Origin of the sequence: Iodobacter arcticus (assembly GCF_042664895.1) — a bacterium.
GTDB classification, from domain to species: Bacteria; Pseudomonadota; Gammaproteobacteria; order Burkholderiales; family Chitinibacteraceae; genus Iodobacter; species Iodobacter arcticus.
The window spans coordinates 68589-89869 of sequence record NZ_JBHTBQ010000004.1; the positions used below are offsets into that span (position 1 = coordinate 68589).

A 21281-nucleotide genomic window follows, 5' to 3' on the forward strand; every position below is an offset into this window, starting at 1 on the left:
TCGCAATCAATTACGTTTCTTCTTTCAACTCCGGCGCATCAAGCCCCGGCAACAAAATATTGGTAATCGGTGCATCGGGTGGTACGCCTAACATACGCAAACTGCCCGACATAATTTCCTGAAACACCGGGGCTGAAACGGTTCCGCCGTAATAACGATTCCCTACTGTGGAAGGCTCATCAATCAAGACCGCCACAATCAAACGCGGGTTGGATACGGGGGCAAAACCAATAAACGATACTTCGTACTTTTCTCTGGAATACTGGCCGTTCACAATCTTGCGTGCTGTCCCTGTTTTACCGCCTACCCGAAAGCCTACAATTTGCGCCCTTGCTGCTGTACCACCTGCCTGGGTTACGCTTTCTAGCATGTTCTTTACTAAATCTGCAGTCTGGGCCGAGACCACTTGCTTACCTGGGCTTGGAGCCACCATCTTGGTAAAAGTGATTGGCTTCATTTCGCCATGATTGGTAAATACGGTGTAGCCCCGCGCCATTTGCATCAGGCTTACCGAAAGACCGTGACCAAAAGACATGGTGGCCTGCTCAATCGGTCGCCAAGTTTTCCAGGGCCGAACCCGGCCAAATGCCTCTCCCGGAAAACCACTATGTGTTGATGCACCAAAGCCGTAGTTATTAAAGTATCCCCATAATTCTTCACGCCCCATCATCAGGCCAATCTTGGCGGCCCCCACATTGCTTGAGTGCTTGAGCACACCTTCCGGGTTTAGCGCACCATAATCTCTTGTATCTTTAAAAGTGGCCGGGCCTATCGTCATTCGCCCCGGCGAGGTTTGGATAATGCTTGATGGCTTAATTAGCCCCTGCTCTAAACCTGCCGCCACAATAAAGGGCTTCATGGTCGAGCCCGGCTCGTAAATATCAGTCAGTACCCGGTTGCGTTTTCTGGCTAAATCAACGCGCTCACGGCTGTTTGGGTTGTATGAGGGCAAATTGGCCAAGGCCAGTACTTCACCGGTTTTTGCATCGAGTACAACGGCAGCACCTGCTATGGCACCTGCGGCTTCGATGCCTTTTTTCAGTTCCCTGTAAACCAGATACTGAATCTTGCGGTCGATCGATAATTGCAATGTTTCGCCGTCTTTGGCCGGAACAATGGTTGAAACGTCTTCAACGATGTAGCCGCGTCGATCACGAATCACGGTACGGCTGCCGGGTTTTCCCGCCAGCATCGCTTCACGGGTTAATTCAAAGCCTTCTTGCCCTTTGCCATCGATATCGGTAAAGCCCACGATATGAGCCATCACATCGCCCGCCGGGTAATAGCGGCGGTACTCGGTTTGCGTGTAAACACCCGGTACATTGAGCGCCATCACGGCTTTGGCATCGTTCGGCGACATATGCCGGCGTAGCCACAGAAAATCGGGGCGGATGAGATCGCCTTTGGTGTTCTTGCGAGAGATACTTAACTTCTTGGTAATCTCGTCTTCGCTTAGCTGTAATGCGCCTGCTAGTTTTTTGATTTCACTGCGTGAAACCGGCACAGGGTCTTTATCTGATTTCGGCTCCCAATCTGTTGGGCGCTCCTGGCCTGCTGGCAACAGAGTCATCCCGCGCGGACTGGCCCAGATCGATTGCACAGGTGTTGAGATAGCCAGTGGCTCACCATTGCGATCGGTAATCATGCCGCGGTTGGAGGCTTGCTTTAGGTTGCGCATATAACGTGCGTCGCCTTGCTCCTGCAAAAAGCCCTCGTTCCACGCTTGCAAATACAGGCCACGGCCAAGCAGCACGGCAAACAGGGATAGCAAGAAACCGACTACCACCCATACCCGCCAGCGCTCTAGTGTGGGAGCGGGTGTTGCAAAACGCTGATGCCTAGATTGCCCGCCTGCTTGTCTGGGCGGCCTTGCTAATTTCATTCTGTCACCGGTTTGGCTACGCGTTCACCGTGCGGCAAGATCACTTGCGTGCGGTTTGGCCCCGGCACTTGCATGCCTAATTTTTGTGTTGCTTCTGCTTCAATACGCGAATGCATAGCCCAAGTACTTTGCTCTAGCTGTAATTGCCCCCACTCAACATCGAGTTTGCGGCTTAATACTTCTTCTTTTTGCAGTTCGCCATAAAACTTGCGGGCCTTATGCTGGCTAGTAATCAAAGCCAGCGCGCATGCAATTAAGATAACGAGCAAAAAAAGGTTTAAACGAGTCACAGAGCGATTCCTGTTCGCTCCGCCGTGCGCAATATGGCACTTCGGGCACGCGGATTCTCATGGACTTCTTTTTCACTGGCGCGGATTGGCTTGCCAATAATTTTGACCGGTGGCTCGGCAATATCAGCCGCACGCACAGGCAAGCGGGAAGGCAGCTTGTCGCCTTGCGCAGCATCTTGCAGAAAGCGTTTTACGATGCGATCTTCTAAGGAATGAAACGCAATCACCGAGAAGCGCCCGCCCTGATTCAGCATTTGCAAAGCCTGCGGCAGGGTTAGCGCAAGCTCCTCAAGCTCGCGATTGATGTAAATCCGTATAGCCTGGAAGGTACGTGTCGCCGGATTCTGCCCCGGTTCGCGGCTGCGGACGGCTGTTGCGACAATCGCGGAAAGCTGGCCGGTGGTGCAAATCGGTTCTCCCGCTCTACTCGCAACAATCGCTGCTGCAACCTGTTTAGCAAACCGCTCTTCGCCATAGTCTTTTACCACCTCTGCAATGTCTTTCTCATCGGCTAAGTTCAGCCATTCGGCCGCTGTCATGCCACGCGTTGTATCCATGCGCATATCGAGCGGGGCATCAAAGCGAAAACTAAAGCCACGGCTAGCGTCATCCAGCTGTGGAGATGACACACCTAAATCCATCAGTACGCCATCTACATACTCGATACCACGCAGGTTTAACTCTTTCTGCAAATTAACAAAGCCTTCGTGCACGATGGTGAAGCGCGGATCGTTAATGGTGGCGGCCTCAGCAATCGCCATCGGGTCTTTATCAAAAGCAATCAAACGCCCGTCAGTACCTAGCTTGGAAAGAATAAGGCGCGAGTGGCCGCCACGGCCAAAAGTGCAATCGACATAAATGCCATTTGGCTTGATCGCCAGTGCGTGCACGGCCTCGTCTAGCAAAACGGTGGTGTGAATAAGCGTCAAAGCACGATGCCTTGTAAAAAGTTAATGTGGCCGTTGATGCTCGGCACGGCCTCTTCAAGGCGAATGGTATGAATCAGGGTCAAAGCACGATGTCCTGCATTTGTTTTGCCAAATCGTCTGGACTGATCTCCATAACGGCTTGAACTTGGGCAGCCCAGCGGGCTTCATCCCATAGTTCGAATTTATTGCCCATTCCCACCAAGGCGACTTCTTTATCGAGGCCTGCCAGCTGGCGTAAACGCGGCGGAATTAAAATGCGCCCAGCGCTATCGGGTTCGATCTCTTCGGCATGGCCGACGATAAAACGGCGAATAGGCATCTGAGCGCCAGAAAGACGGTTAAGTTGATCGCGCACCGGCAACCAATCAGGCGAAGGATAAAGAAGTAAGCAACCCGATGGCTCAGCCGTGATGACTAATTGGTTAGCACAGTGAATCCCCAGCACGTCACGATGCCTGGCAGGAATTGCCAATCGTCCTTTGCTGTCGAGATTTAAAGATGCCACACCGCCAAACATGATGATTTACTCTTTATAAGGGTTAAAACGACACTTTTACCCACTTTCACCCACTACTTCCCACTATAGAGTAAAAAAAAAGAGCGCACAAGCGCCCGTTTTTTAATTATTCTTTTGATACAATCACTTAGCTGCAAAATAGGTAACGTACATTTTTCACTTGTTTTATCTTGTATAAGCAAGCATTAAACCAATTAAGTTAAAGTAAAACTTTAACTTAATGAGCGAATAATGCGCTTTTTCCCCTCATTGGATACTGATTACGCCTTATGACAGAAAAATTACTGAATATCTGTTTGCTAGGCTTGCTGATCTGGGCGCTTTGGCGGCGAATTAGCCCTGCTGTGCGCTTAGAAATAGACCGTACAATGAAGATTGCGTCGATTGTTTTGTTGATGGCTGCCGCTAGTGCCTTGTTTTTGCACATGTATTGATGTTCGTTTTCTCTGTGTGGATGGATTCGCATGCATTCGGAGTAAAGTGCTTGGCAGAAGCAACTTTTCTTGCTGGTAATCGGTCTTATTGCAAATAAAATGTGAAAGTCGCTGTCAGCACTTGCTGTTCTATTCGACTAATTCCTATTGCCACTGGAGAACATCATGCTGATCCGTTCATCGACAGAAATATTACCTTCCGAAATTACCCCTGAAAGTATTTGGCTCAATCGGCGTCAAATCATGACTGGTGCTGCTGCCTTGGGGCTGGCCGCTGCTTTACCTGCACAGGCTGCGGGCGAGTTGGTTTACCGCAGTAGCCCTCTTTCTGCTAAAGACGATAAAAATACTTTTGAGCAAATCACTCAATATAATAATTACTACGAATTTGGTACGGGAAAAGATGATCCGGCTAAAGCCGCGCATACTTTAAAAACTCGGCCTTGGAATATTGTGATTGAGGGAGAATGCGAAAAGCCGCGTACTTTCTCAATAGAAGAATTGCTAAAGATTGCGCCTTTGGAAGAGCGAATTTATCGCCTGCGCTGTGTAGAAGGCTGGTCGATGGTTATTCCTTGGGTGGGTTTCCCACTTTCTGAATTAATTAAACGGGTTAATCCCACTTCTAAAGCCAAATACGTTGAATTTATTTCGCTAGCCGACAAAGCACAGATGCCCGGCGTTGGCCGCTCGGTATTGGATTGGCCCTACACCGAAGGATTACGCATGGATGAAGCCATGCATCCTTTGGCGATTATGGTGGTGGGCCTTTATGGCAAAGTATTACCTAATCAAAATGGCGCACCGATTCGTTTGGTTGTGCCGTGGAAATATGGCTTTAAAAGCGCTAAATCGATTGTAAAAATCCGCCTTACCGAAAAACAACCGCAAACTTCATGGAATAAAGCAGGGCCAAATGAATACGGCTTTTATTCCAATGTAAACCCAGAAGTAGACCACCCCCGCTGGAGCCAAGTTACCGAGCGGCGCATTGGCGAATTCTTTAAACGCAAAACCTTAATGTTTAATGGCTACGGCGATCAAGTAGCGGGAATGTATAAGGGAATGGATTTGAAGAAGTTGTTTTGAAAGGGTAAAAATTTAAACCCAAATCTTGAACCACGGAGGAAAAGGAGAACACGGAGAGCCACGGAGAAAAACTGAAATGCAGTAAAACCTCCTTTTCTGGTTTTTCTCCGTGTAACTCCGTGTCCTCCGTGGTTCAAGATCTGGGTTTTATGTTTCATTTCAATAATTAAGGTACAAAAAAACGGAGCCGCTGGCTCCGTTTTTTTATGCTGGCAGTAAAGCCTGCTTCATTTTGCTGAGGGCTTTGGCCTCGATTTGGCGGATACGTTCGGCCGAGACATTAAATTCTGCGGCTAAATCGTGCAGCGTAAGGGATGTGCCTTCATCGGCTAGCCAGCGTGTTTCCACGATTCGGCGGCTGCGCTCGTCTAAGCTTGCGAGTGCCATTTGCAGGCCTTCGGTATGCAGCTTATCTGTAGCACGGCGTGCCAAGGTGGCGTCCGGTGCGCTGTCGTGATCGGCCAGCCAATCAATCGGTGCGTAGCCTTCATCATCGTTGTCATCGGCGATCAAGGAGATATCTTGGCCGCTCATCCGCGTTTCCATTTCCAGCACTTCTTCGCGCTTTACACCTAAATCGTCGGCGATTTTTTGCGCTTCAGAGGTGGTGAGTGCGGCAAAGCCGGGCTTCATGGAGCGCAGATTAAAAAATAATTTACGCTGGGCTTTGGTTGTGGCAACACGCACCAAGCGCCAGTTGCGCAGTACGTATTCGTGGATTTCGGCTTTGATCCAATGCACAGCGAAGGAAAATAGGCGTACGCCACGGCCGGGCTCAAAGCGTTTTACCGCTTTCATCAGGCCGATATTGCCCTCTTGGATTAAGTCTGCCTGAGGCAGGCCGTAGCCAGAGTAACCGCGTGCAATCGATACCACGACTCGCAGATGGGACATAACCAGTTGCTTGGCGGCCTCCAAGTCGTTGTCTTGGTGGTAGCGCTCGGCAAGGCTGATTTCCTCTTCTTGCGAGAGCATGGGGACGGTATTTACACGCTGGATATAGCTCTCGATGCTGTCGCCACCGGACAGAACGGGAAGTGTAAGTGCAGACGCCATGTTTAAATCTCTCCTAGCAAAAAACGCTTGCTGATTCTAGCACTTGACTTGAGAGAGTGCTAAGAAAAAGCAAATATTCAGACTTTTGATTCAATCACACTATGGGGGGGCAAGGCACGGCAATTTTTCCTATCTGCTCAATAGCGTGAATTAATCGGTACTAATGCTAATAAAAATGCGGCTTGAGCTATTTTTAAATCATTTTGCCAAGGCTATGTAAATTGCCTTAAATGCCGCCATACCGCCAGCCATGCGCCGATAAACGTCAGGAGAGTACACAGGCCACAAACGATGGCAATGGTGATGAGATCAGGCGATAGCAGGGTAAATTTTTGTCCATAAGCCGTTGCCAAATCGCTTACCGCAGGGTTGAGGTGCGATAGCATGCCACCAACAATAGCGCAGGCAACTAAGCCGCCCAGCAAGCCTTGCACCATGGCAAAGTAGACAAAAGGGCGGCGGATAAAGGCATCGGTTGCGCCGATCAGCCTTGCCACTTCGATTTCTTCTTTGCGCGTTAAAATTTGCATACGGATCGCGTTGCCGGTAATCAGCGCCAGTGCTGCGGCCAGTAGCACGGCAATCACTTCAAATAAAGTCTGGCCCAGCGCGAGCAATCTTTCTAAGCGATGTGCCCAAGCAGAATCGAGCTGTACTTCCTCGACTCCAGGGCGGCTGATCAGATCTTTTTGCAAGGCTTCTAAGGTGCTGGCTTGGCCGTCTTTGCTGCTTAATACAAAGGCATCGGGTAGCGGATTTTCGCTCAACCCTGCTAACAGATTGGTTGCGCCAGATGAAATCTGCATTTCTTTGAGTGCATCGTCTTTACTGATAAAGCGGCTGCTGGCGATGCGAGGGTCTTTCTTTAATTGCGTTTTAAGCATGGCAAGATCTTCTGCCGTGGCGGTATCGCGCATAAAGATAGAAATTTGCGGCTCTACATGAATCTGGCTCGCCACACTGCTCAGGCTGCTAATAATCAGCCACAGCGCCAAGGGCAGTGCGGCGGTAATGCCAATCACCAATAGATTAAGCGCGCTGGAGAAAGGATGACGAACCAAAGCACCCAAGGTGCGTGCTAAGGAGAGTAGATGAAGTCTGAACCAGTGTTTCATAGCGCCTCAAGCAGTAAATTGACCATTTTTCAGGCGCAGAATACGGCGGCCGTAATCTGCCATCAGGGTTTCATCGTGAGCAGAAATAACGATGGTGACGCCAACTTGATGAAAGGATTTAAACAGCTCAAGAATATCGTGGGCGTAATCGCGATCTAAATTAGCGGTTGGCTCGTCTGCCAGCAAAATAGCGGGCCGATGCACTACGGCGCGGGCGATACATAGCCGTTGCTGCTCACCACCTGATAGCGAGATCGGGTTGAGCTTTTCTTTGCCAGCCAAGCCTACTTTATCAAGTGCGGCCAGAACACGGCGGCGGCCTTCTCGATGATCAAAGCCAACGATATCCAGTGGCAGGCTGACGTTATCCAGAACGCTGCGATCAAACAGAATTTTATGATCCTGAAAAATCAGCCCCAGATGGCGGCGAATATAGGGTAGCGAGCTGCGATTCATTTTCGCCATATTTTGCCCGTTAACAATCACCGCGCCACCGCTGGGCTTTTCTATGCCCGCGATCAGCTTGAGCAGCGTTGACTTGCCCGCGCCAGAATGGCCTGCCAAAAAAACCAGCTCGCCACTTGGAATCTCAAAGCTTAAATTCTTAACGGCATCAAAGCCGCCAAGATAGCGCTTACTGACTTGCTGGAACTGGATCATAGGAGCCCTGTTTTTGTTTTCCACGAATACGCCAAGCTATAGGTTTTTACGCTTTCACTAATACTTTGTTTTCGTAATGATTACCGCCGAATTCGAAGTATGTTACACCATGCTGAACAAAACCTTGACTGGCATAAAAAGCAATTGCGCGGTGATTGTTACTATTGCTACTTAGCCAGTAAGCACGAGAGGCGATGATTTCTTCACAATAAGCCAGCAGCTTATGGCCTAGCCCTTGGCCGGTAAACATTTCCTGCACATACAGCATTTTTAGCTCAACAGAGCCAAGCGCGGGTTGCTCTTTGGACGCAAAATCAATTTGCGCGAAAGCCACCAGATGATGGTTGATTTCGGCGATCAGCAGTTGATACTGAGGATCGTTGATTAAGTCGGTGAATTTGGCGGGTGTAAATTCACTCAGCACATAAGTCGAAATATCTTGCCGAATGCCCTCAGTCGCATAGGTATGCAGCCAAACTTGAATCGCCAGCGCCGCCAAGTTTTGCGCATCAGCGGCTGTGGCAGGGCGTAAAACAAGGGAGTGATCCATTAACTTCCTTGGCTGGGTTGGTGGGCTAGTTATTATTTATAGGGTGTGCAAGTCGTTTTTCTTGCGCACCGTTTTCTGCGCTGCGTCGTTGCACTCCCTATGAACTTGCTTAGACAGCGAGGCGGTGCGGAACAAGATGCCGTTCCACACCCTATAAAATCATTTTTTTCCTCGGTGTTCTCGCTTTTATATCTCCGTGCCCTCTGTGTCCCAAGATCTTGGGTTTTTTAGCAGATCTATGGTTTTTTAATCAAACAGCGCATCCACATAATCTTTGGCAATAAAGGGGCGCAAATCGTCGATGCTTTCGCCCACGCCCACAAAGCGCAGTGGGATGGGGCGTTGTTTGGCAATTGCCGCGATAATCCCGCCCTTGGCCGTGCCGTCGAGCTTGGTTAAAATTAGACCGGTTAGGCCGAGCGCATCGTCGAATGATTTCACTTGGCTGAGCGCGTTTTGGCCGTTATTGGCATCCAGCACCAGCATGATTTCGTGCGGGCCTGTTGGATCGGCTTTTTGCACTACGCGTTTTACTTTTTTGATTTCTTCCATCAAATGCAGCTGCGTAGGTAGGCGGCCAGCGGTGTCGACAATCACCACATCAATGCCACGTGCCTTGGCGGCGTTGACCGCATCAAAAGCAACGGCAGCAGAATCGCCACCGTCTTGGGCAATCACTTGCACGCCATTACGCTCGCCCCACACCACCAGTTGCTCACGCGCGGCAGCACGGAAAGTGTCCCCAGCGGCGAGGAGTACGCTCAGCCCTTGGCCTTGGAAATATTTAGCCAGCTTGCCGATGCTGGTGGTTTTACCCGCACCATTTACACCCGCCACCATCAAAATAAAGGGTTTATGCGTGCTAACATCCAGCGGTTTTTGCAAGGGGCTGATTAAATCGGTGAGGGAGCTTTGTAATGCGCCTTTCAGCTCCGAGCCATTTTTAAGCCCAGCAAGGCTTACACGATTTCGTACATCGGTGAGCAAATGCTGTGTTGCATCGACGCCCATATCGGCGGTAAGCAGCACGGATTCCAGCTCTTCGTACAGATCTTCATCAATCTGCCCGCCGCCAAACAGCCCTGCCAAGCTTTTGCCTAAGCGATCTCGTGTTTTAGAGAGGCCCGCTTTTAACCGATCTGCCCAAGATTGCTTGGCTTGAGGCTGCGCGACTTCAATAATGGCAGCAGGAGCAGGAGCAGGAGCAGGAGCAGGAGCAGGAGCAGGAGCAGGAGCAGGAGCAGGAGCAGGAGCAACGGCCTCGGTCAGCGCTACTTCTTCAACAATCAGCGGCTCAGTGCTTGCCGCTTCAATGGCAATTTCAGCTACGTCAACAACAGGCGCAGCGGCTGGATTAATCGGTGCCGTGTCGATTTGGACAGGCTCTACCACCAGTGGTGTTTCTGGGATGACCGGTGCAACCGGCTTTTTTTTGCGAAAAAAACTGAACATGAGTTTGCGGGTATTCCGAAAGATGGCGGAAAATGCAGGCAGCTTGTCGATAAGTCTGCGTTAAAAAAACCTTATTAGGCTTTTTTAACAGGCTGCCGAGCTATTTAATTACAGATTGCTAGGATTTTAACATGGCCGCACAGTTCAAAAACCAGGTTCGTATTATTGGCGGTGACTATAAACGCCGTTTATTGAAGTTTCCTGACGCAGAAGGCTTGCGTCCAACGCCTGACCGGGTGCGTGAAACACTCTTTAATTGGCTAGGCCAAGAGTGCACCAATCTCACTTGCCTCGATCTTTTCTCTGGTAGCGGCGCGCTGGGTTTTGAGGCAGCATCAAGGAATGCCAAGCGTGTAGTGATGGTAGAGCGCGCTAAAAACGTGGCAACGAGCTTAAAAGAAAATCAAACGTTGCTGGGAGCCGCCAACATCGAAGTGATTTGGGGTGATGCACTGCGCTTTTTAGACACGACAAGCGATCTCTTTGACGTGGTGTTTTTAGACCCGCCTTTTGCTTCAGATTTTTTAGCGCAAGTATTACCAAAACTACCACGCATCTTAAATGCAGGGGCCGTGATCTATGCCGAGACAGCTAACTGGCCGGATAGGGAAGGCTGGGAAATCGTCAAAGAAGGCCGAGCAGGGCAAGTGAAATACGCCTTGCTGCGGATAGTGGCGCAGAAGCTTTGAGACATAAGCCGAATTGCTCAAAATAACTCTCCCTAATTAATTCAAGCTTTTATAGGTAGGGCGTACTCGAAGCTTCGCTGAGCGACGGTTTTGTCGCCCAGCGAAGCGCAGTACGCCGCTGGGCACAAAAAACCAGTTTTGGAGTCTACCCTGTTCATGGCGTACTGCTCTTCGCTTCGAGTACGCCCTACTTAAATTACATTTAGGGTAATGAATAAAAGCCAGAGCCTAATCTTGGTTTTCTTTACCCTGTTGCTCAATCAGCAGCTGGGTAAAGTTTTCTGCGCTCATGGGTTTGTAGCAGTAATAGCCTTGAATTAAGTGACAGCCTAATTGCGCCAGATAATCGGCTTGGGCTTTGGTTTCTACGCCTTCGGCAATAAGCTTTAAGCCTAGATTAGTAGCGATATCAATAATGGATCGGACAATCGCTGCAGAGTGCTGATTATCAGGTAGGGCTTGCACAAAAGATTGATCAATTTTTAAATAATCAATTGGGTAATGCTGTAAATAAGCCAGATTAGAATAACCCGTACCAAAGTCATCGAGTGCCAAGCTAAAGCCACTATTATGTAATTGGTTAAGCAGGGTGGATTGTCCGTTTCCCATAAGCAAGCTTTCGGTGAGCTCCAGCTCGACTAATTCAGCAGGGATTTTGTGATAGCTTAAAATAGCACCCAGCTCATCAGGAAGCTGAGGCTTAAATTGCAAGGCAGATAAATTAATCGCCAGCCTGTTTAATTTTAGTCCTGCTTTTTTCCATTCGGCTATTTGGCTAATTGCTTCATTCAGCACCCAGCTGCCAATCGCTACAATCAGCCCAGTTTCTTCGGCAAAGGGAATGAAGTTTGAGGGGGGGATCATGCCTTTTTGTGGGTGACGCCAGCGTATCAATGCTTCGGCTCCCATTACTTTTTTGCTGGGAAGATCAATTTGTGGTTGAAAGAATAATTCGAATTGATTGAGATCTAAGGCGTGATGCAGCTCGGCTTCGAGTTTGATCCGGTCTAAGGAGCGGCGATTCATTTCGCTGGAATAAAAAAGGTAATTTTGATTGCCTTTCTTTGCCCGGTGCATGGCAACGGTGGCATTATTAATAAGCGTTTCTGCATCATAGCCATCGTCTGGATAAATACTGATACCAATATGGCTTAATAACACGATTTCTTGATTCTTTAAGTAAAAAGGCGCTGCGGTTGATTGCAATATGCGACGGGTTACTAAGATTGCATCTTCTCTTTGCTCGATCTCAAATAGTGCAATATAAAATTCATCGCCACTAAAGCGTGAAACCACATCTTCTTCGCGTAATGCCAGCCGGATACGCTGGGCTAATTCTGCAAGCAAGGTGTCTGCCGCGGCATGGCCAAAAGAATCATTAATATTCTTGAAGCCATTGATATTAAAGCAAAGCAAAGAGCCATGTTTTTTTTTGCGTTTGGCTTCTGCTAAAGATTGTGCCAGTAATGAAAACAACATCGCCCGGTTGGGTAAATTAGTGAGCGTGTCGTAATAGGCTAGCTTATGAATTTTTTCTTCGGCTAGTCGTTTTTCAGTGAGATCAGAGAACATTGCAAAATAGTGGCTGGGGCTGCCGCTGTTTGTTTGTACTGCGCTAATACTTAGCCATGCCGGAAACGCCTCGCCATCTGAGCGGCTGTCCCATAATTCGCCTTCCCAATGGCCCATGGCTTTAAGGGTGTCTTTTATTGTTCTGGAATTGTATTTCTTGCTGAAAAAGCTAGGTACGGTGCCCTGCACTTCTTCTGCACTGCGCCCGGTTATTTTTAAATAAGCATGATTTACGCTCACAATCAGCCGTTTATGATCTGTAATCACAATGGCTTCACGGGCGTGTTCAAAAATATGGGTATAAAGCCGGCTGCGCTCTTCATTGGCAAGCTGGCTGCTGATATCCCGCACATAAGCAATGAGTCTTGTGGGCTGGCCGGCTTTATTGCGCACGAGGGTGAGATGCAGATGAGCCCAGAAATCACTGCCGTCTTTGCGCCGCCGTTTCACATCCATTTCGGCATGGCCATGGCTGATGACTTCATTAAAAAAGTCTTCTTCGCCTTGCCCTTCGGCATCGGCATATAAAAGCAGGATATGTTTACCTAGCAATTCATCTGCGGCATAACCAAACAACAATTCGGCACCACGATTCCAGCCGGTGATATAGCCTTCTAAATCCATGGTAATTAGCGACGCTTCAAGCGCCGCATAAATGCCGGAGTCGCTGTTTAGCTCGTTATTCATGCGCCACCTGATGCCAGTAATTTTCTGACCCAGTGGCAGGCGTTTACCTCTGTTTGTATCCAAGTGGCAGAGCAGGTGTCGGGCAACAGGCTGGCAAGTAGCGGATTGTCGCCTGCTTCTATTGCGGCTAGGGCACGGATGGCATTGCCTAGCGGCCCTTCCCCTGTGAGCAGCCCCGCGCTAAGCTCCGGGCTAAGCGGCAGAGGGCCAAGGATTTCGGCCAGCGGCTGGCCAAAAAGCCGATCAAGCAAAGACAGCATGCCCGCCATAAAAGCAGCATCCGCTTTTATGGCGGGCAGCGCATCACTACCGGCCCAAGCTTCTAAACGTTTGGCGCGTAGTGCTGCCAGCAGAAGCAGCGGTGGCGTGCCACTATCTGCGCCAAATTGCTCGGCATAGAGTAAAAGCTGCAACCAGCGCTGTAGTTGGCGTCGGCCTAAAATGGCAATGGCTTGCCGCAAGCTTTCAGCATGTGCGCCACCACCTACTGCTACCGAGTTCACTAGCCGTAATAAACTAAAGACCAGCTGGGGGGCTTTGGCGATGACGCTTTCGATGGCTGGTGTCTCTGCATCGCTGGTGATCAGCCCTAATAATTCAAGTAATACCGGCTTGCTGGGGTTGGGGCGGCTATCGGGTTTTTGTGGGGCTAAGAGCCAAGTACCGCTTAGCCATACTTTAGGAGGGAGTTGACTGGGCAGGGTGGTGATTCCAGCAATCAGGCCGGGGTCTTCGCTGGGAGCAGTCAGCAATCTGCGCGCGGTTTGGGGGTGAGGCAGCGCCAGCTCATTATTATTCAGTAACACTACGTAAGGGTGTGGTTCGGGTAAGTCTTCTGGTAGCTTGCCATCGGTGCTTTCCCATAAACAGGGGAGCTTTGCCAGCGCAGAGTCAGCTAGCATGGGAGAGAGCAAAATAAGCTGTGCGGCTTCTGCATGGGCGCGCACAGCAATCCATTGGCATTCTGTATTCCAAACGGGCTCGAGTAGCATGATCTGAACACGGCATGATGACTCTTTACCCTAGCTCTGCCTGAAGCTTGGGGCAAGGAGTCATTACTTTGTCAAACTCATTAGTGGCTTACCTTTCCATTGCCCTCTTGAATTACTTGGCTTCTGTGTAGACTCTGGCTTCTCTTGGTGTAAGAAATACCGTTTCACCTGTTTTCCATTGTCCTTCTTGCTGGCGCTCGCGGGTAAGCTCTATTTCTACGATATCGCTATTAGCCGCTTCTACTTCCAGTCTAACCGTCGCACCCAAAAGCCGCACATGGGTAATCTTGCCTTCGATGGCTTTTTCATTTGCCAGCCGGGATAGGTCAATTTCGTGCGGGCGCACATAAACGGTGGCTGCCGAGCTATTTGCATCGGGCGCAGCAAAGCGAGTTCCGCCGACCTCTGCCCAGCCTTCGTGCACACGGCTGTGGAAAAGATTTACATCACCCAAAAACTGATACACAAACGGTGTGGCAGGCATGTCATAGACTTGCTCTGGTGTGCCAATCTGCTCGATCTGGCCTTTATTCATCACCACCACGCGATCGGCTACTTCTAGCGCTTCTTCTTGATCGTGAGTGACAAAGACGCTGGTGATATGCATTTCATCGTGCAGGCGGCGCAACCAGCGGCGTAGCTCTTTTCTAACCTTGGTATCGAGCGCACCAAAAGGCTCGTCCAGCAGCAAGACTTTAGGCTCAACCGCCAACGCTCTTGCCAAGGCAATCCGCTGCCTTTGCCCGCCGGAGAGCTGGGCCGGGAAGCGATCTGCCAGCCAATCCAGTTGCACCATATTGAGCAGGGCATGGACTTTTTCTTTAATCCCCGCTTCTGAAGGGCGGGTTTTCTTTGGGCGAACGCGCAGGCCAAAGGCGACATTTTCAAATACCGTCATATGCCGGAATAGCGCGTAGTGCTGGAAAACAAAGCCGACTTGTCGCTCTCTGACATGGGTATCGGTGGCATCCTCACCATGAAATAAAATCTGTCCTTGATCTGGCGTTTCAAGGCCTGCAATTACTCGCAGCAGCGTGGTTTTGCCACAGCCAGATGGCCCAAGCAGCGCCAACAGCTCGCCCGAGTTCACTTCTAAATTCAGATTATCCAGCGCGGTAAAAGCCCCGAAACGCTTGGCGATGTTTTTGACTTCGATACTCATCGTTGATTCCTTGCTGATCTCTTGCGAGGTCTGCGAAATGGTAGGGTGTACAACGACGTAGTCGTTGCGCACCGAGGGCGGTGCGCAAGAAAAACGACTTGCACACCCTACAGATCATTGGGTTTTGTGCTTTAAGAGGACGACGAAAGCGTGGTGATTAAGCTTTTAACAACGACTACCCCCGATCTACTCCTCAACCGCATGTCGTCGATCTGCTGCGGCTTGTTGCTCTCCTCGCCATTCCACATAGCTTTTTGCTGCGAGGGTTAACAGGGCTAGCAGCGCCAGGATCGAGGCGCAGGCGAATGCGCCGACGAAGTTGTATTCGTTGTAAAGAATCTCTACATGCAGCGGCACGGTATTGGTCATGCCGCGAATATGGCCGGATACCACCGATACCGCGCCAAACTCGCCCATGGCGCGGGCGTTAGCTAAAATCACGCCATACAGCAAAGCCCATTTGATCTTGGGTAGGGTGATGCGCCAGAACATTTGCCAGCTGGATGCGCCCAGCACGATGGCGGCTTGTTCTTCGTCCGAGCCTTGGGCTTCCATTAGCGGAATCAGCTCGCGGGCCACAAAGGGGAAGGTGACAAAAATGGTGGCCAGCACAATGCCTGGTACGGCAAAAATAATGGTGTAGTTGTGCTCTATCAGCCACGGCCCCCACCAGCCTTGTGCGCCAAACATCAGCACATAAATCAAGCCTGCGACGACGGGAGAGACCGAAAACGGTAGATCAATCAGGGTGGTTAAAAAGCTTTTGCCTTTGAAATCAAACTTGGCAATCGACCATGCCGCAGCAATGCCAAAAATCAGATTGGCAGGCAGCGAAATGGCCGCAACGATGAGGGTGAGCTTGATGGCTTGTAGCGCATCAGGCTCAACAAGGGCCGCCAGATAAAGCCGCCAGCCTTGACGAAACGCTTCGATAAAAACGGATGCCAGCGGAATCACCAGAAAAACACCGATAAATAGCAGGGCAAGGCTGATCAGCAGATAGCGCACGGCGCGGCTTTCGGTGGTGACGATAGAGCGTTGAATTGTTGAAGCCATTATTTAACTCTCCCTAAGCGCTTCGCCGTCCACCACTGCAGGCCATTAATCAGCAGTAGCAGGGCAAAGGACACCACCAGCATCACTACGGCAATGGCGGTAGCGCCCAGATAATCGTATTGCTCTAGCTTGGAAATAATCATCAGCGGGGTGATTTCTGAAACAAAAGGCATATTGCCCGCGATAAAAATCACAGATCCATACTCACCAATCGCCCGGGCAAATGCCAGCGCAAAGCCGGTTAACAGCGCGGGCAGGATGGTGGGGAAGATGACTTTGTAAAAGATCTGCCAACGCGTCGCACCCAAGCTGCAGGCGGCTTCTTCCAGCTCGTGTTCCAAATCTTGCAGGACCGGCTGTACGGTGCGCACCACAAAAGGCAGGGTGACAAAGGTCAGCGCAATCACGATGCCGATGGGGGTGAAGGCAATCTTGAAACCCAGTGGCTCCAGATATTGGCCGATCCAGCCGTTAGGCGCGTAAATGGTCGCCAGCGCAATCCCCGCCACAGCGGTGGGTAGGGCAAAAGGCAGATCGACCATGGCATCAATAAAGCGTTTGCCATAAAACTGATAACGCACTAGCACCCACGCTACCAGCAGGCCGGTAAAGAGGTTGATCAGCGCCGCCAGCAGGGAAGCGCCAAAAGTCAGCTTATAAGAAGCCACCACGCGCGGCTCGCTAATAATCTGCCAAAAATGCACCCAACTGAGCGCACTGGTTTTGATGAGCAGCGCCGAGAGCGGCAGCAGAACGATGATCGATAAATAAAACAGCGTGTAGCCAAGGCTTAAATTAAAACCGGGCAACACGCTTGGCTGTTTGAAGCGCATGGTGAATCCGATGGGGTGTTGTTAGTAGAGCAGCAGTTAAAACCTAAATCTCGAACCACGGAGAGCACAGAGAACACGGAGTTTCACGGAGAAAACCTTTTGTGTTTTTCTCCGTGGCCCTCCGTGTTCTCCTTTCCTCCGTGGTTAAAGGTTTGGGTTTTTGTGAGAGCGACAACTTCCACTGGCATGTACTTGATAGATCTGCGTCTACAGATCTTATTTTTGGCTGCTTGCTATCAGCGCTTAGCAATGCTTGCTGAGATCTGGTCGTAAATTGCGCCGTCTTCAAAGTGGGTTTTTTGGGCTTTTTGCCAGCCGCCGAATTCTTCGATGGCGAATAATTTAATCGCCGGGAATTGCTTGGCGTATTTGGCGGCGATGGTTTTGTCTCTTGGGCGCAGGTAGTTTTGCGCGGCGATTTCTTGGCCTGCTGGGCTCCACAGGTATTTCAGATATTCCTCGGCCTGTTTGCGCGTGCCTTTTTTGTCGACCACTTTATCGACGATGGCGACAGGTGGCTCGGCTTCGATGGATACGCTGGGGTAAATCACTTCAAAATTGCCACGGCCAAATTCTTTGGCGATCATTTCGGCTTCGTTTTCAAAGGTCACCAACACATCACCAATCTGGCGCTGCATAAAAGTGGTGGTGGCGGCGCGCCCACCAGCATCTAGCACGGGGATATTTTTAAATACGCTGGCGACAAACTCACGCGCTTTTGCATCGTTGCCACCCGGCAGTTTTGCGGCATAGCCCCATGCCGCCAAATAGGTGTAGCGGCCATTGCCCGAGGTTTTTGGGTTGGGCACGATCACGCCAACGCCGGGTTTTGTTAAATCATTCCAGTCTTTAATCCCCTTTGGGTTGCCCTTACGAACGATCAAGACTTGCAAGCTGGTAAAAGGCGCTGCGTCATTAGGCAGGCGCTTGGCCCAGTCTGCAGGCAATAGTTTGGCTTTATCTGCGATGGCGTCGATATCATTGTGTTGATTCATGGTGACTACATCGGCTTGCAGGCCGTCGATTACCGAGCGCGCCTGCTTGCTAGAGCCGCCGTGCGACATTTGCAGGGTGATGTCTTCGCCTGATTTGGTTTTCCAGTATTTGGCGAAGGCTGGGTTGTAATCTTTATAGAAATCACGCATGACATCGTAAGATACATTCAGCAAGGTGCTGTCGGCAAAAGCGGGCAGGGTGGTGCTGAGGGCGATGGCAGCGAGCAGGCATTTAAGACGCATGATGATTTCCTAGCGAAGAGCGATGGCTGTTATTTTCACGCAGCTTGCGTGTGTTTAACAAAGACTCTTGAGTGTTATTTAAATAACTAAAGGTGTTTGTTTAAGTATTTTGGCTCCGCAAGGAAGTATCCTTGTAAGAAATCTGCACCACTTTCTTTAGCGATTGCCAGTTGCTTGGCGCTTTCTATACCTTCGATCACGACTTGGCTTTCGATGCCGTGTAGCATTTCTACCAGCTGGCTCAGTAATCGCTGCGCCTTACTATTGCCCTCTGCCGCGTGGATGAGCGCTTTATCTAGTTTTACAATTTCCGGGGCTAAAGAAAGCAGGCGGCTAAGATTGGCGTGGCCGTAATCATCAAGCGCAATCCGATAGCCGCGTTGTCGGTAATTACGCACCGCGCGGATCAGATCCGCTTCTTGTGCATCGGGAATGGCCGCTTCAATGATTTCTAGCACCACATTGCCTGGCTTTAAGCCTTGATCTTGCAAAATGCGCTCGAACGTTTCGCCGTGTTGTTTTTCAACGGTAATCAGCAGCTCTGGGTGCACATTGAGAAATAGCGTTTGGCCTTTTTGTGGCCCCGCAAGGTGGTTCATTAAATGCAGGCTGCGGCACAGGCGATCGAAGGCTACTAGGCATTCGCCACGGGAGGCGCTTTTAAATACTTCTTCGGGTGAAATGGCTTTACGGCGAATGCTGGCGCGTAGCAGGCCTTCTTCGCCGATGATGGTTTGCGCATCTACCGCAAAAATGGCTTGAAATACGCTGGTGAGCTCCAGTCCCAGCGCCTTCACCACGATGCCGCGCTCTTTGGTATAGGCAAACTGGGCACTAGGCCAATCTGCAAGGGTATCTTCGGGCACATGCAAAGTGCCGCTGGCATGATGGATCGTGGCTGACATGGTGGGCTCTTTTAATGGGGCGGATGCGTGCTAGGTATTTGTTAAAAAGTGACTCTTGCAAGTTTTGAATCATTGTAGGGCGGGTGAAATCCGCCAGATTTATGCCTCAAAAGCTACGTAAGCGGCGGGTTTCACCCGCCCTACAAAAGATGCACCACCTTAGCGTGCTTGCACTTACTTACTCGGCTGGTAAATCTGATCAAACGTGCCGCCGTCGCTAAAGTGGGTTTTTTGCGCTTTGGCCCAGCCGCCGAATACGTCGTCGATATCAAACTGCGTTACTTTTGGGAATTGATGCGCGTATTTGGCTGCCGTTGCAGCATCGATCGGGCGGTAGTAGTTTTGCGCGATGATTTCCTGGCCTTCTTTGGAATACAGATATTTCAGATATTCCTCGGCTACTTTGCGCGTGCCTTTTTTATCGACCACTTTATCGACTACGGCCACTGGCGGCTCGGCTTTGATCGAGTAGCTTGGGGCGATGATTTCAAACTTATCTTTACCAATTTCTTTCACCACTAATTCAGCTTCGTTTTCCCAAGCCAGTAAGACATCGCCAATGCCGCGCTGGGTGAAGGTGGTGGTGGCTCCACGCGCGCCGGTATCGAGTACGGGGACGTTTTTGAAGAGTTTTTGTACATAGTCGCGGGCTTTATCGTCCGAGCCATGGGTTTTCTTGGCCCAGCCCCAAGCAGCTAGATAGTTCCAGCGTGCGCCGCCACTGGTTTTAGGGTTAGGGGTGATGACTTTTACATCGGCTTTGATCAGATCGCCCCAATCTTTAATTGCCTTGGGATTACCTTTTTTAACTAAGAACACAATGGTCGAGGTATAAGGCGAGGCGTTGTCAGGTAGCTTTTTTTGCCAGGCAGGATCGAGCAATTTGACAGGGGTGGCCAGCTCGTCAATGTCGTAAGCTAAGGCCAGCGTCACCACATCTGCTTGCAAGCCATCCAGCACTGAGCGGGCTTGCTTGCCCGAGCCACCGTGCGATTGCCGTACGGTGACATCATCACCGGTTTTTTTCTTCCAGTAGCTGGCAAAGGCCTTGTTGTAATCCTGATAAAGCTCACGCGTAGGGTCGTAAGAGACATTCAGGATTTCAACCGAGGCCGCGAAAACGCTGCCGGTAGCAAGGCTAAAAATTAAGCTGGTGATGAGTTTCATATGTGAGCCCCTGTAGTGGATAAGGCTCAGTTTAATCTTGGGTTTTATATATTTTAAAAGAATTAATAATTGTTTTTATATTCCATATTTTTGCTTACGGGAGGACGTGAACAAAAGAATCTTTGTTTAGATAGCGGGGCTCACTTAAAAAATAACCTTGTAGCATATCGGCTCCGCTCTCTTGTGCGAGGGTTAATTGTTCGGTGCTATTGATACCTTCAATCACCACTTTGCTACCTATATCGTGTAAGCGCTCTACAAACTGGCACAGTAGTTGTTGTGCTTGGGCTGCTGGCTCCTTGCTAATAGTGCTCATTACGACACGATCAAGTTTCACGATTTCTGGGCTGAGTGTAAGCAGGCGGCTTAAATTGCTATTTAAAAAGCCATAGTCATCCACCGCAATGCGGTAGCCTCTGGCACGGTAGTTTTTAATCGCCTGAGCTAAGTGGGCCGTTTGCCCCGCAGGAATAGTCGATTCAAAGATTTCCAGCACAATATCGGCAGGGCTTAAGCCCTGATCTTGCAAGATGCGTTCAAAGGCTTCGATATGTTGTGTGCCGGATGACATCAGTAATTCTGGATAGACATTTAAAAATAGCGTGCGCCGCTTATTAGAACCGGCTAAATGATTCATTAAATGCAGGCTGCGGCAAAGCCGGTCAAATTCAACTAAGCAGCCCCCTCCCTGTGCGCTTTTAAAAACATCGGCAGCAGACAGTGCTTTGCGGCGAATACTGGCCCGTAATAATGCCTCTTCGCCAATAATCTGGTGGGTGCTCGCATCAAATACCGCTAGAAATGCGCTGGTTAATTCCAAGCCTAAAGCCTTAACAACAATGCCCCGGTCTTTTGTGCTGGCGAATTGCGCCATAGGCCAGTCATTTAACGTGCCTTGGGGTACGCTAATAATTCCATCATGATGTTTTATTGCAACTAAAGGAGGCATATTTATTCTCCATTATAAAAATTTTACAGCGAATCACTATTTGTCTGAGTTTAATTA

At 50.0% G+C, this 21281-nt stretch carries 21 protein-coding genes; 3 read left to right on the top strand and 18 right to left on the bottom strand.

Annotation, left to right across the window (positions count from 1 at the left end):
* Positions 1-10: 10 nt before the first annotated feature.
* From ACFQNF_RS01835 to mraZ, 4 genes are all read right to left on the bottom strand, one after another.
* Positions 11-1882, bottom strand: a complete 1872-nt coding sequence (locus ACFQNF_RS01835) for a peptidoglycan D,D-transpeptidase FtsI family protein (RefSeq protein WP_380185697.1) — start codon at positions 1880-1882, stop codon at positions 11-13.
* Entirely contained in the window at positions 1879-2172 is a 294-nt protein-coding gene (gene ftsL / locus ACFQNF_RS01840; protein WP_046352533.1) for a cell division protein FtsL, read from the bottom strand. Before ftsL ends, ACFQNF_RS01835 begins: the two co-directional genes overlap by 4 nt.
* Positions 2169-3101 (bottom strand): 16S rRNA (cytosine(1402)-N(4))-methyltransferase RsmH, encoded by a 933-nt coding sequence (rsmH, locus tag ACFQNF_RS01845; protein WP_380185698.1) that lies wholly within the window; start codon positions 3099-3101, stop codon positions 2169-2171. The genes ftsL and rsmH overlap by 4 nt, the downstream gene beginning before the upstream one ends.
* Positions 3102-3180: 79 nt before the next feature.
* Positions 3181-3618: a division/cell wall cluster transcriptional repressor MraZ gene (mraZ, locus tag ACFQNF_RS01850; RefSeq protein ID WP_046352535.1), complete on the bottom strand. Its 438-nt coding sequence runs from the start codon at positions 3616-3618 to the stop codon at positions 3181-3183.
* Positions 3619-3887: 269 nt separating this feature from the next.
* On the opposite strand from mraZ, the gene ACFQNF_RS01855 reads away from it, so the two are divergent.
* Positions 3888-4052 carry a protein MIGRI gene (locus ACFQNF_RS01855; protein WP_380185699.1) on the top strand — a complete coding sequence of 55 codons (165 nt, stop codon included), beginning with the start codon at positions 3888-3890 and terminating at the stop codon, positions 4050-4052.
* A gap of 165 nt (positions 4053-4217) precedes the next feature.
* Positions 4218-5141 (top strand): protein-methionine-sulfoxide reductase catalytic subunit MsrP, encoded by a 924-nt coding sequence (gene msrP, locus ACFQNF_RS01860; protein ID WP_380185700.1) that lies wholly within the window; start codon positions 4218-4220, stop codon positions 5139-5141.
* 204 nt (positions 5142-5345) lie between these two features.
* On the opposite strand, the gene rpoH is transcribed toward msrP, so the two are convergent.
* The 5 genes from rpoH to ftsY form a co-directional block, all read right to left on the bottom strand.
* On the bottom strand, positions 5346-6197 hold the full coding sequence (gene rpoH / locus ACFQNF_RS01865; RefSeq protein WP_046352537.1) for an RNA polymerase sigma factor RpoH: 852 nt from the start codon (positions 6195-6197) through the stop codon (positions 5346-5348).
* 212 nt (positions 6198-6409) lie between these two features.
* Entirely contained in the window at positions 6410-7312 is a 903-nt protein-coding gene (ftsX, locus tag ACFQNF_RS01870) for a permease-like cell division protein FtsX (protein ID WP_380185701.1), read from the bottom strand.
* A gap of 6 nt (positions 7313-7318) precedes the next feature.
* On the bottom strand, positions 7319-7972 hold the full coding sequence (ftsE, locus tag ACFQNF_RS01875; protein ID WP_380185702.1) for a cell division ATP-binding protein FtsE: 654 nt from the start codon (positions 7970-7972) through the stop codon (positions 7319-7321).
* 46 nt (positions 7973-8018) lie between these two features.
* Positions 8019-8522, bottom strand: coding sequence for a GNAT family N-acetyltransferase (locus ACFQNF_RS01880; protein ID WP_380185703.1), 504 nt, complete (start codon positions 8520-8522; stop codon positions 8019-8021).
* A 246-nt stretch (positions 8523-8768) separates the two neighbouring features.
* Complete coding sequence (gene ftsY, locus ACFQNF_RS01885) at positions 8769-9974, bottom strand: signal recognition particle-docking protein FtsY (RefSeq protein ID WP_380185705.1); 1206 nt, start codon at positions 9972-9974, stop codon at positions 8769-8771.
* A gap of 131 nt (positions 9975-10105) precedes the next feature.
* On the opposite strand from ftsY, the gene rsmD reads away from it, so the two are divergent.
* Positions 10106-10663 carry a 16S rRNA (guanine(966)-N(2))-methyltransferase RsmD gene (gene rsmD / locus ACFQNF_RS01890; RefSeq protein ID WP_380185707.1) on the top strand — a complete coding sequence of 186 codons (558 nt, stop codon included), beginning with the start codon at positions 10106-10108 and terminating at the stop codon, positions 10661-10663.
* Between the two features lie 228 nt (positions 10664-10891).
* Here the strand turns inward: rsmD and ACFQNF_RS01895 are convergent, their stop codons facing one another.
* The 9 genes from ACFQNF_RS01895 to ACFQNF_RS01935 form a co-directional block, all read right to left on the bottom strand.
* Positions 10892-12922: a putative bifunctional diguanylate cyclase/phosphodiesterase gene (locus ACFQNF_RS01895; protein WP_380185709.1), complete on the bottom strand. Its 2031-nt coding sequence runs from the start codon at positions 12920-12922 to the stop codon at positions 10892-10894.
* Positions 12919-13914 carry an HDOD domain-containing protein gene (locus ACFQNF_RS01900; RefSeq protein WP_380185710.1) on the bottom strand — a complete coding sequence of 332 codons (996 nt, stop codon included), beginning with the start codon at positions 13912-13914 and terminating at the stop codon, positions 12919-12921. The genes ACFQNF_RS01895 and ACFQNF_RS01900 overlap by 4 nt, the downstream gene beginning before the upstream one ends.
* A gap of 112 nt (positions 13915-14026) precedes the next feature.
* Complete coding sequence (locus ACFQNF_RS01905; protein WP_380185712.1) at positions 14027-15076, bottom strand: sulfate/molybdate ABC transporter ATP-binding protein; 1050 nt, start codon at positions 15074-15076, stop codon at positions 14027-14029.
* Positions 15077-15262: 186 nt separating this feature from the next.
* Complete coding sequence (gene cysW / locus ACFQNF_RS01910) at positions 15263-16132, bottom strand: sulfate ABC transporter permease subunit CysW (RefSeq protein ID WP_380185714.1); 870 nt, start codon at positions 16130-16132, stop codon at positions 15263-15265.
* Positions 16132-16965, bottom strand: coding sequence for a sulfate ABC transporter permease subunit CysT (cysT, locus tag ACFQNF_RS01915; RefSeq protein ID WP_380185715.1), 834 nt, complete (start codon positions 16963-16965; stop codon positions 16132-16134). Before cysT ends, cysW begins: the two co-directional genes overlap by 1 nt.
* Positions 16966-17201: 236 nt before the next feature.
* On the bottom strand, positions 17202-18203 hold the full coding sequence (locus ACFQNF_RS01920) for a sulfate ABC transporter substrate-binding protein (RefSeq protein ID WP_380185716.1): 1002 nt from the start codon (positions 18201-18203) through the stop codon (positions 17202-17204).
* 86 nt (positions 18204-18289) lie between these two features.
* Complete coding sequence (locus ACFQNF_RS01925; RefSeq protein WP_380185718.1) at positions 18290-19108, bottom strand: EAL domain-containing protein; 819 nt, start codon at positions 19106-19108, stop codon at positions 18290-18292.
* Between the two features lie 174 nt (positions 19109-19282).
* A complete protein-coding gene (locus ACFQNF_RS01930) occupies positions 19283-20275 on the bottom strand; it encodes a sulfate ABC transporter substrate-binding protein (RefSeq protein ID WP_380185720.1) in 993 nt (330 codons plus the stop codon).
* Between the two features lie 94 nt (positions 20276-20369).
* Positions 20370-21224, bottom strand: a complete 855-nt coding sequence (locus tag ACFQNF_RS01935; RefSeq protein ID WP_380185722.1) for an EAL domain-containing protein — start codon at positions 21222-21224, stop codon at positions 20370-20372.
* Positions 21225-21281: the final 57 nt, after the last annotated feature.

Excerpts from the sequence above, each read along its gene's own strand:
- ACFQNF_RS01855 (WP_380185699.1), top strand. The coding sequence starts at position 3,888 with ATGACAGAAAAATTACTGAATATCTGTTTGCTAGGCTTGCTGATCTGG.
- ACFQNF_RS01895 (WP_380185709.1), bottom strand. The coding sequence starts at position 12,922 with ATGAATAACGAGCTAAACAGCGACTCCGGCATTTATGCGGCGCTTGAA.
- ACFQNF_RS01935 (WP_380185722.1), bottom strand. The coding sequence starts at position 21,224 with ATGCCTCCTTTAGTTGCAATAAAACATCATGATGGAATTATTAGCGTA.
- ftsE (WP_380185702.1), bottom strand. The coding sequence starts at position 7,972 with ATGATCCAGTTCCAGCAAGTCAGTAAGCGCTATCTTGGCGGCTTTGAT.
- ACFQNF_RS01880 (WP_380185703.1), bottom strand. The coding sequence starts at position 8,522 with ATGGATCACTCCCTTGTTTTACGCCCTGCCACAGCCGCTGATGCGCAA.
- rsmD (WP_380185707.1), top strand. The coding sequence starts at position 10,106 with ATGGCCGCACAGTTCAAAAACCAGGTTCGTATTATTGGCGGTGACTAT.
- rpoH (WP_046352537.1), bottom strand. The coding sequence starts at position 6,197 with ATGGCGTCTGCACTTACACTTCCCGTTCTGTCCGGTGGCGACAGCATC.
- ftsY (WP_380185705.1), bottom strand. The coding sequence starts at position 9,974 with ATGTTCAGTTTTTTTCGCAAAAAAAAGCCGGTTGCACCGGTCATCCCA.
- cysW (WP_380185714.1), bottom strand. The coding sequence starts at position 16,132 with ATGGCTTCAACAATTCAACGCTCTATCGTCACCACCGAAAGCCGCGCC.
- ACFQNF_RS01835 (WP_380185697.1), bottom strand. The coding sequence starts at position 1,882 with ATGAAATTAGCAAGGCCGCCCAGACAAGCAGGCGGGCAATCTAGGCAT.
- ACFQNF_RS01930 (WP_380185720.1), bottom strand. The coding sequence starts at position 20,275 with ATGAAACTCATCACCAGCTTAATTTTTAGCCTTGCTACCGGCAGCGTT.
- ftsX (WP_380185701.1), bottom strand. The coding sequence starts at position 7,312 with ATGAAACACTGGTTCAGACTTCATCTACTCTCCTTAGCACGCACCTTG.
- ACFQNF_RS01905 (WP_380185712.1), bottom strand. The coding sequence starts at position 15,076 with ATGAGTATCGAAGTCAAAAACATCGCCAAGCGTTTCGGGGCTTTTACC.
- mraZ (WP_046352535.1), bottom strand. The coding sequence starts at position 3,618 with ATGTTTGGCGGTGTGGCATCTTTAAATCTCGACAGCAAAGGACGATTG.
- cysT (WP_380185715.1), bottom strand. The coding sequence starts at position 16,965 with ATGCGCTTCAAACAGCCAAGCGTGTTGCCCGGTTTTAATTTAAGCCTT.
- ACFQNF_RS01925 (WP_380185718.1), bottom strand. The coding sequence starts at position 19,108 with ATGTCAGCCACGATCCATCATGCCAGCGGCACTTTGCATGTGCCCGAA.
- ACFQNF_RS01920 (WP_380185716.1), bottom strand. The coding sequence starts at position 18,203 with ATGCGTCTTAAATGCCTGCTCGCTGCCATCGCCCTCAGCACCACCCTG.
- ACFQNF_RS01900 (WP_380185710.1), bottom strand. The coding sequence starts at position 13,914 with ATGCTACTCGAGCCCGTTTGGAATACAGAATGCCAATGGATTGCTGTG.
- msrP (WP_380185700.1), top strand. The coding sequence starts at position 4,218 with ATGCTGATCCGTTCATCGACAGAAATATTACCTTCCGAAATTACCCCT.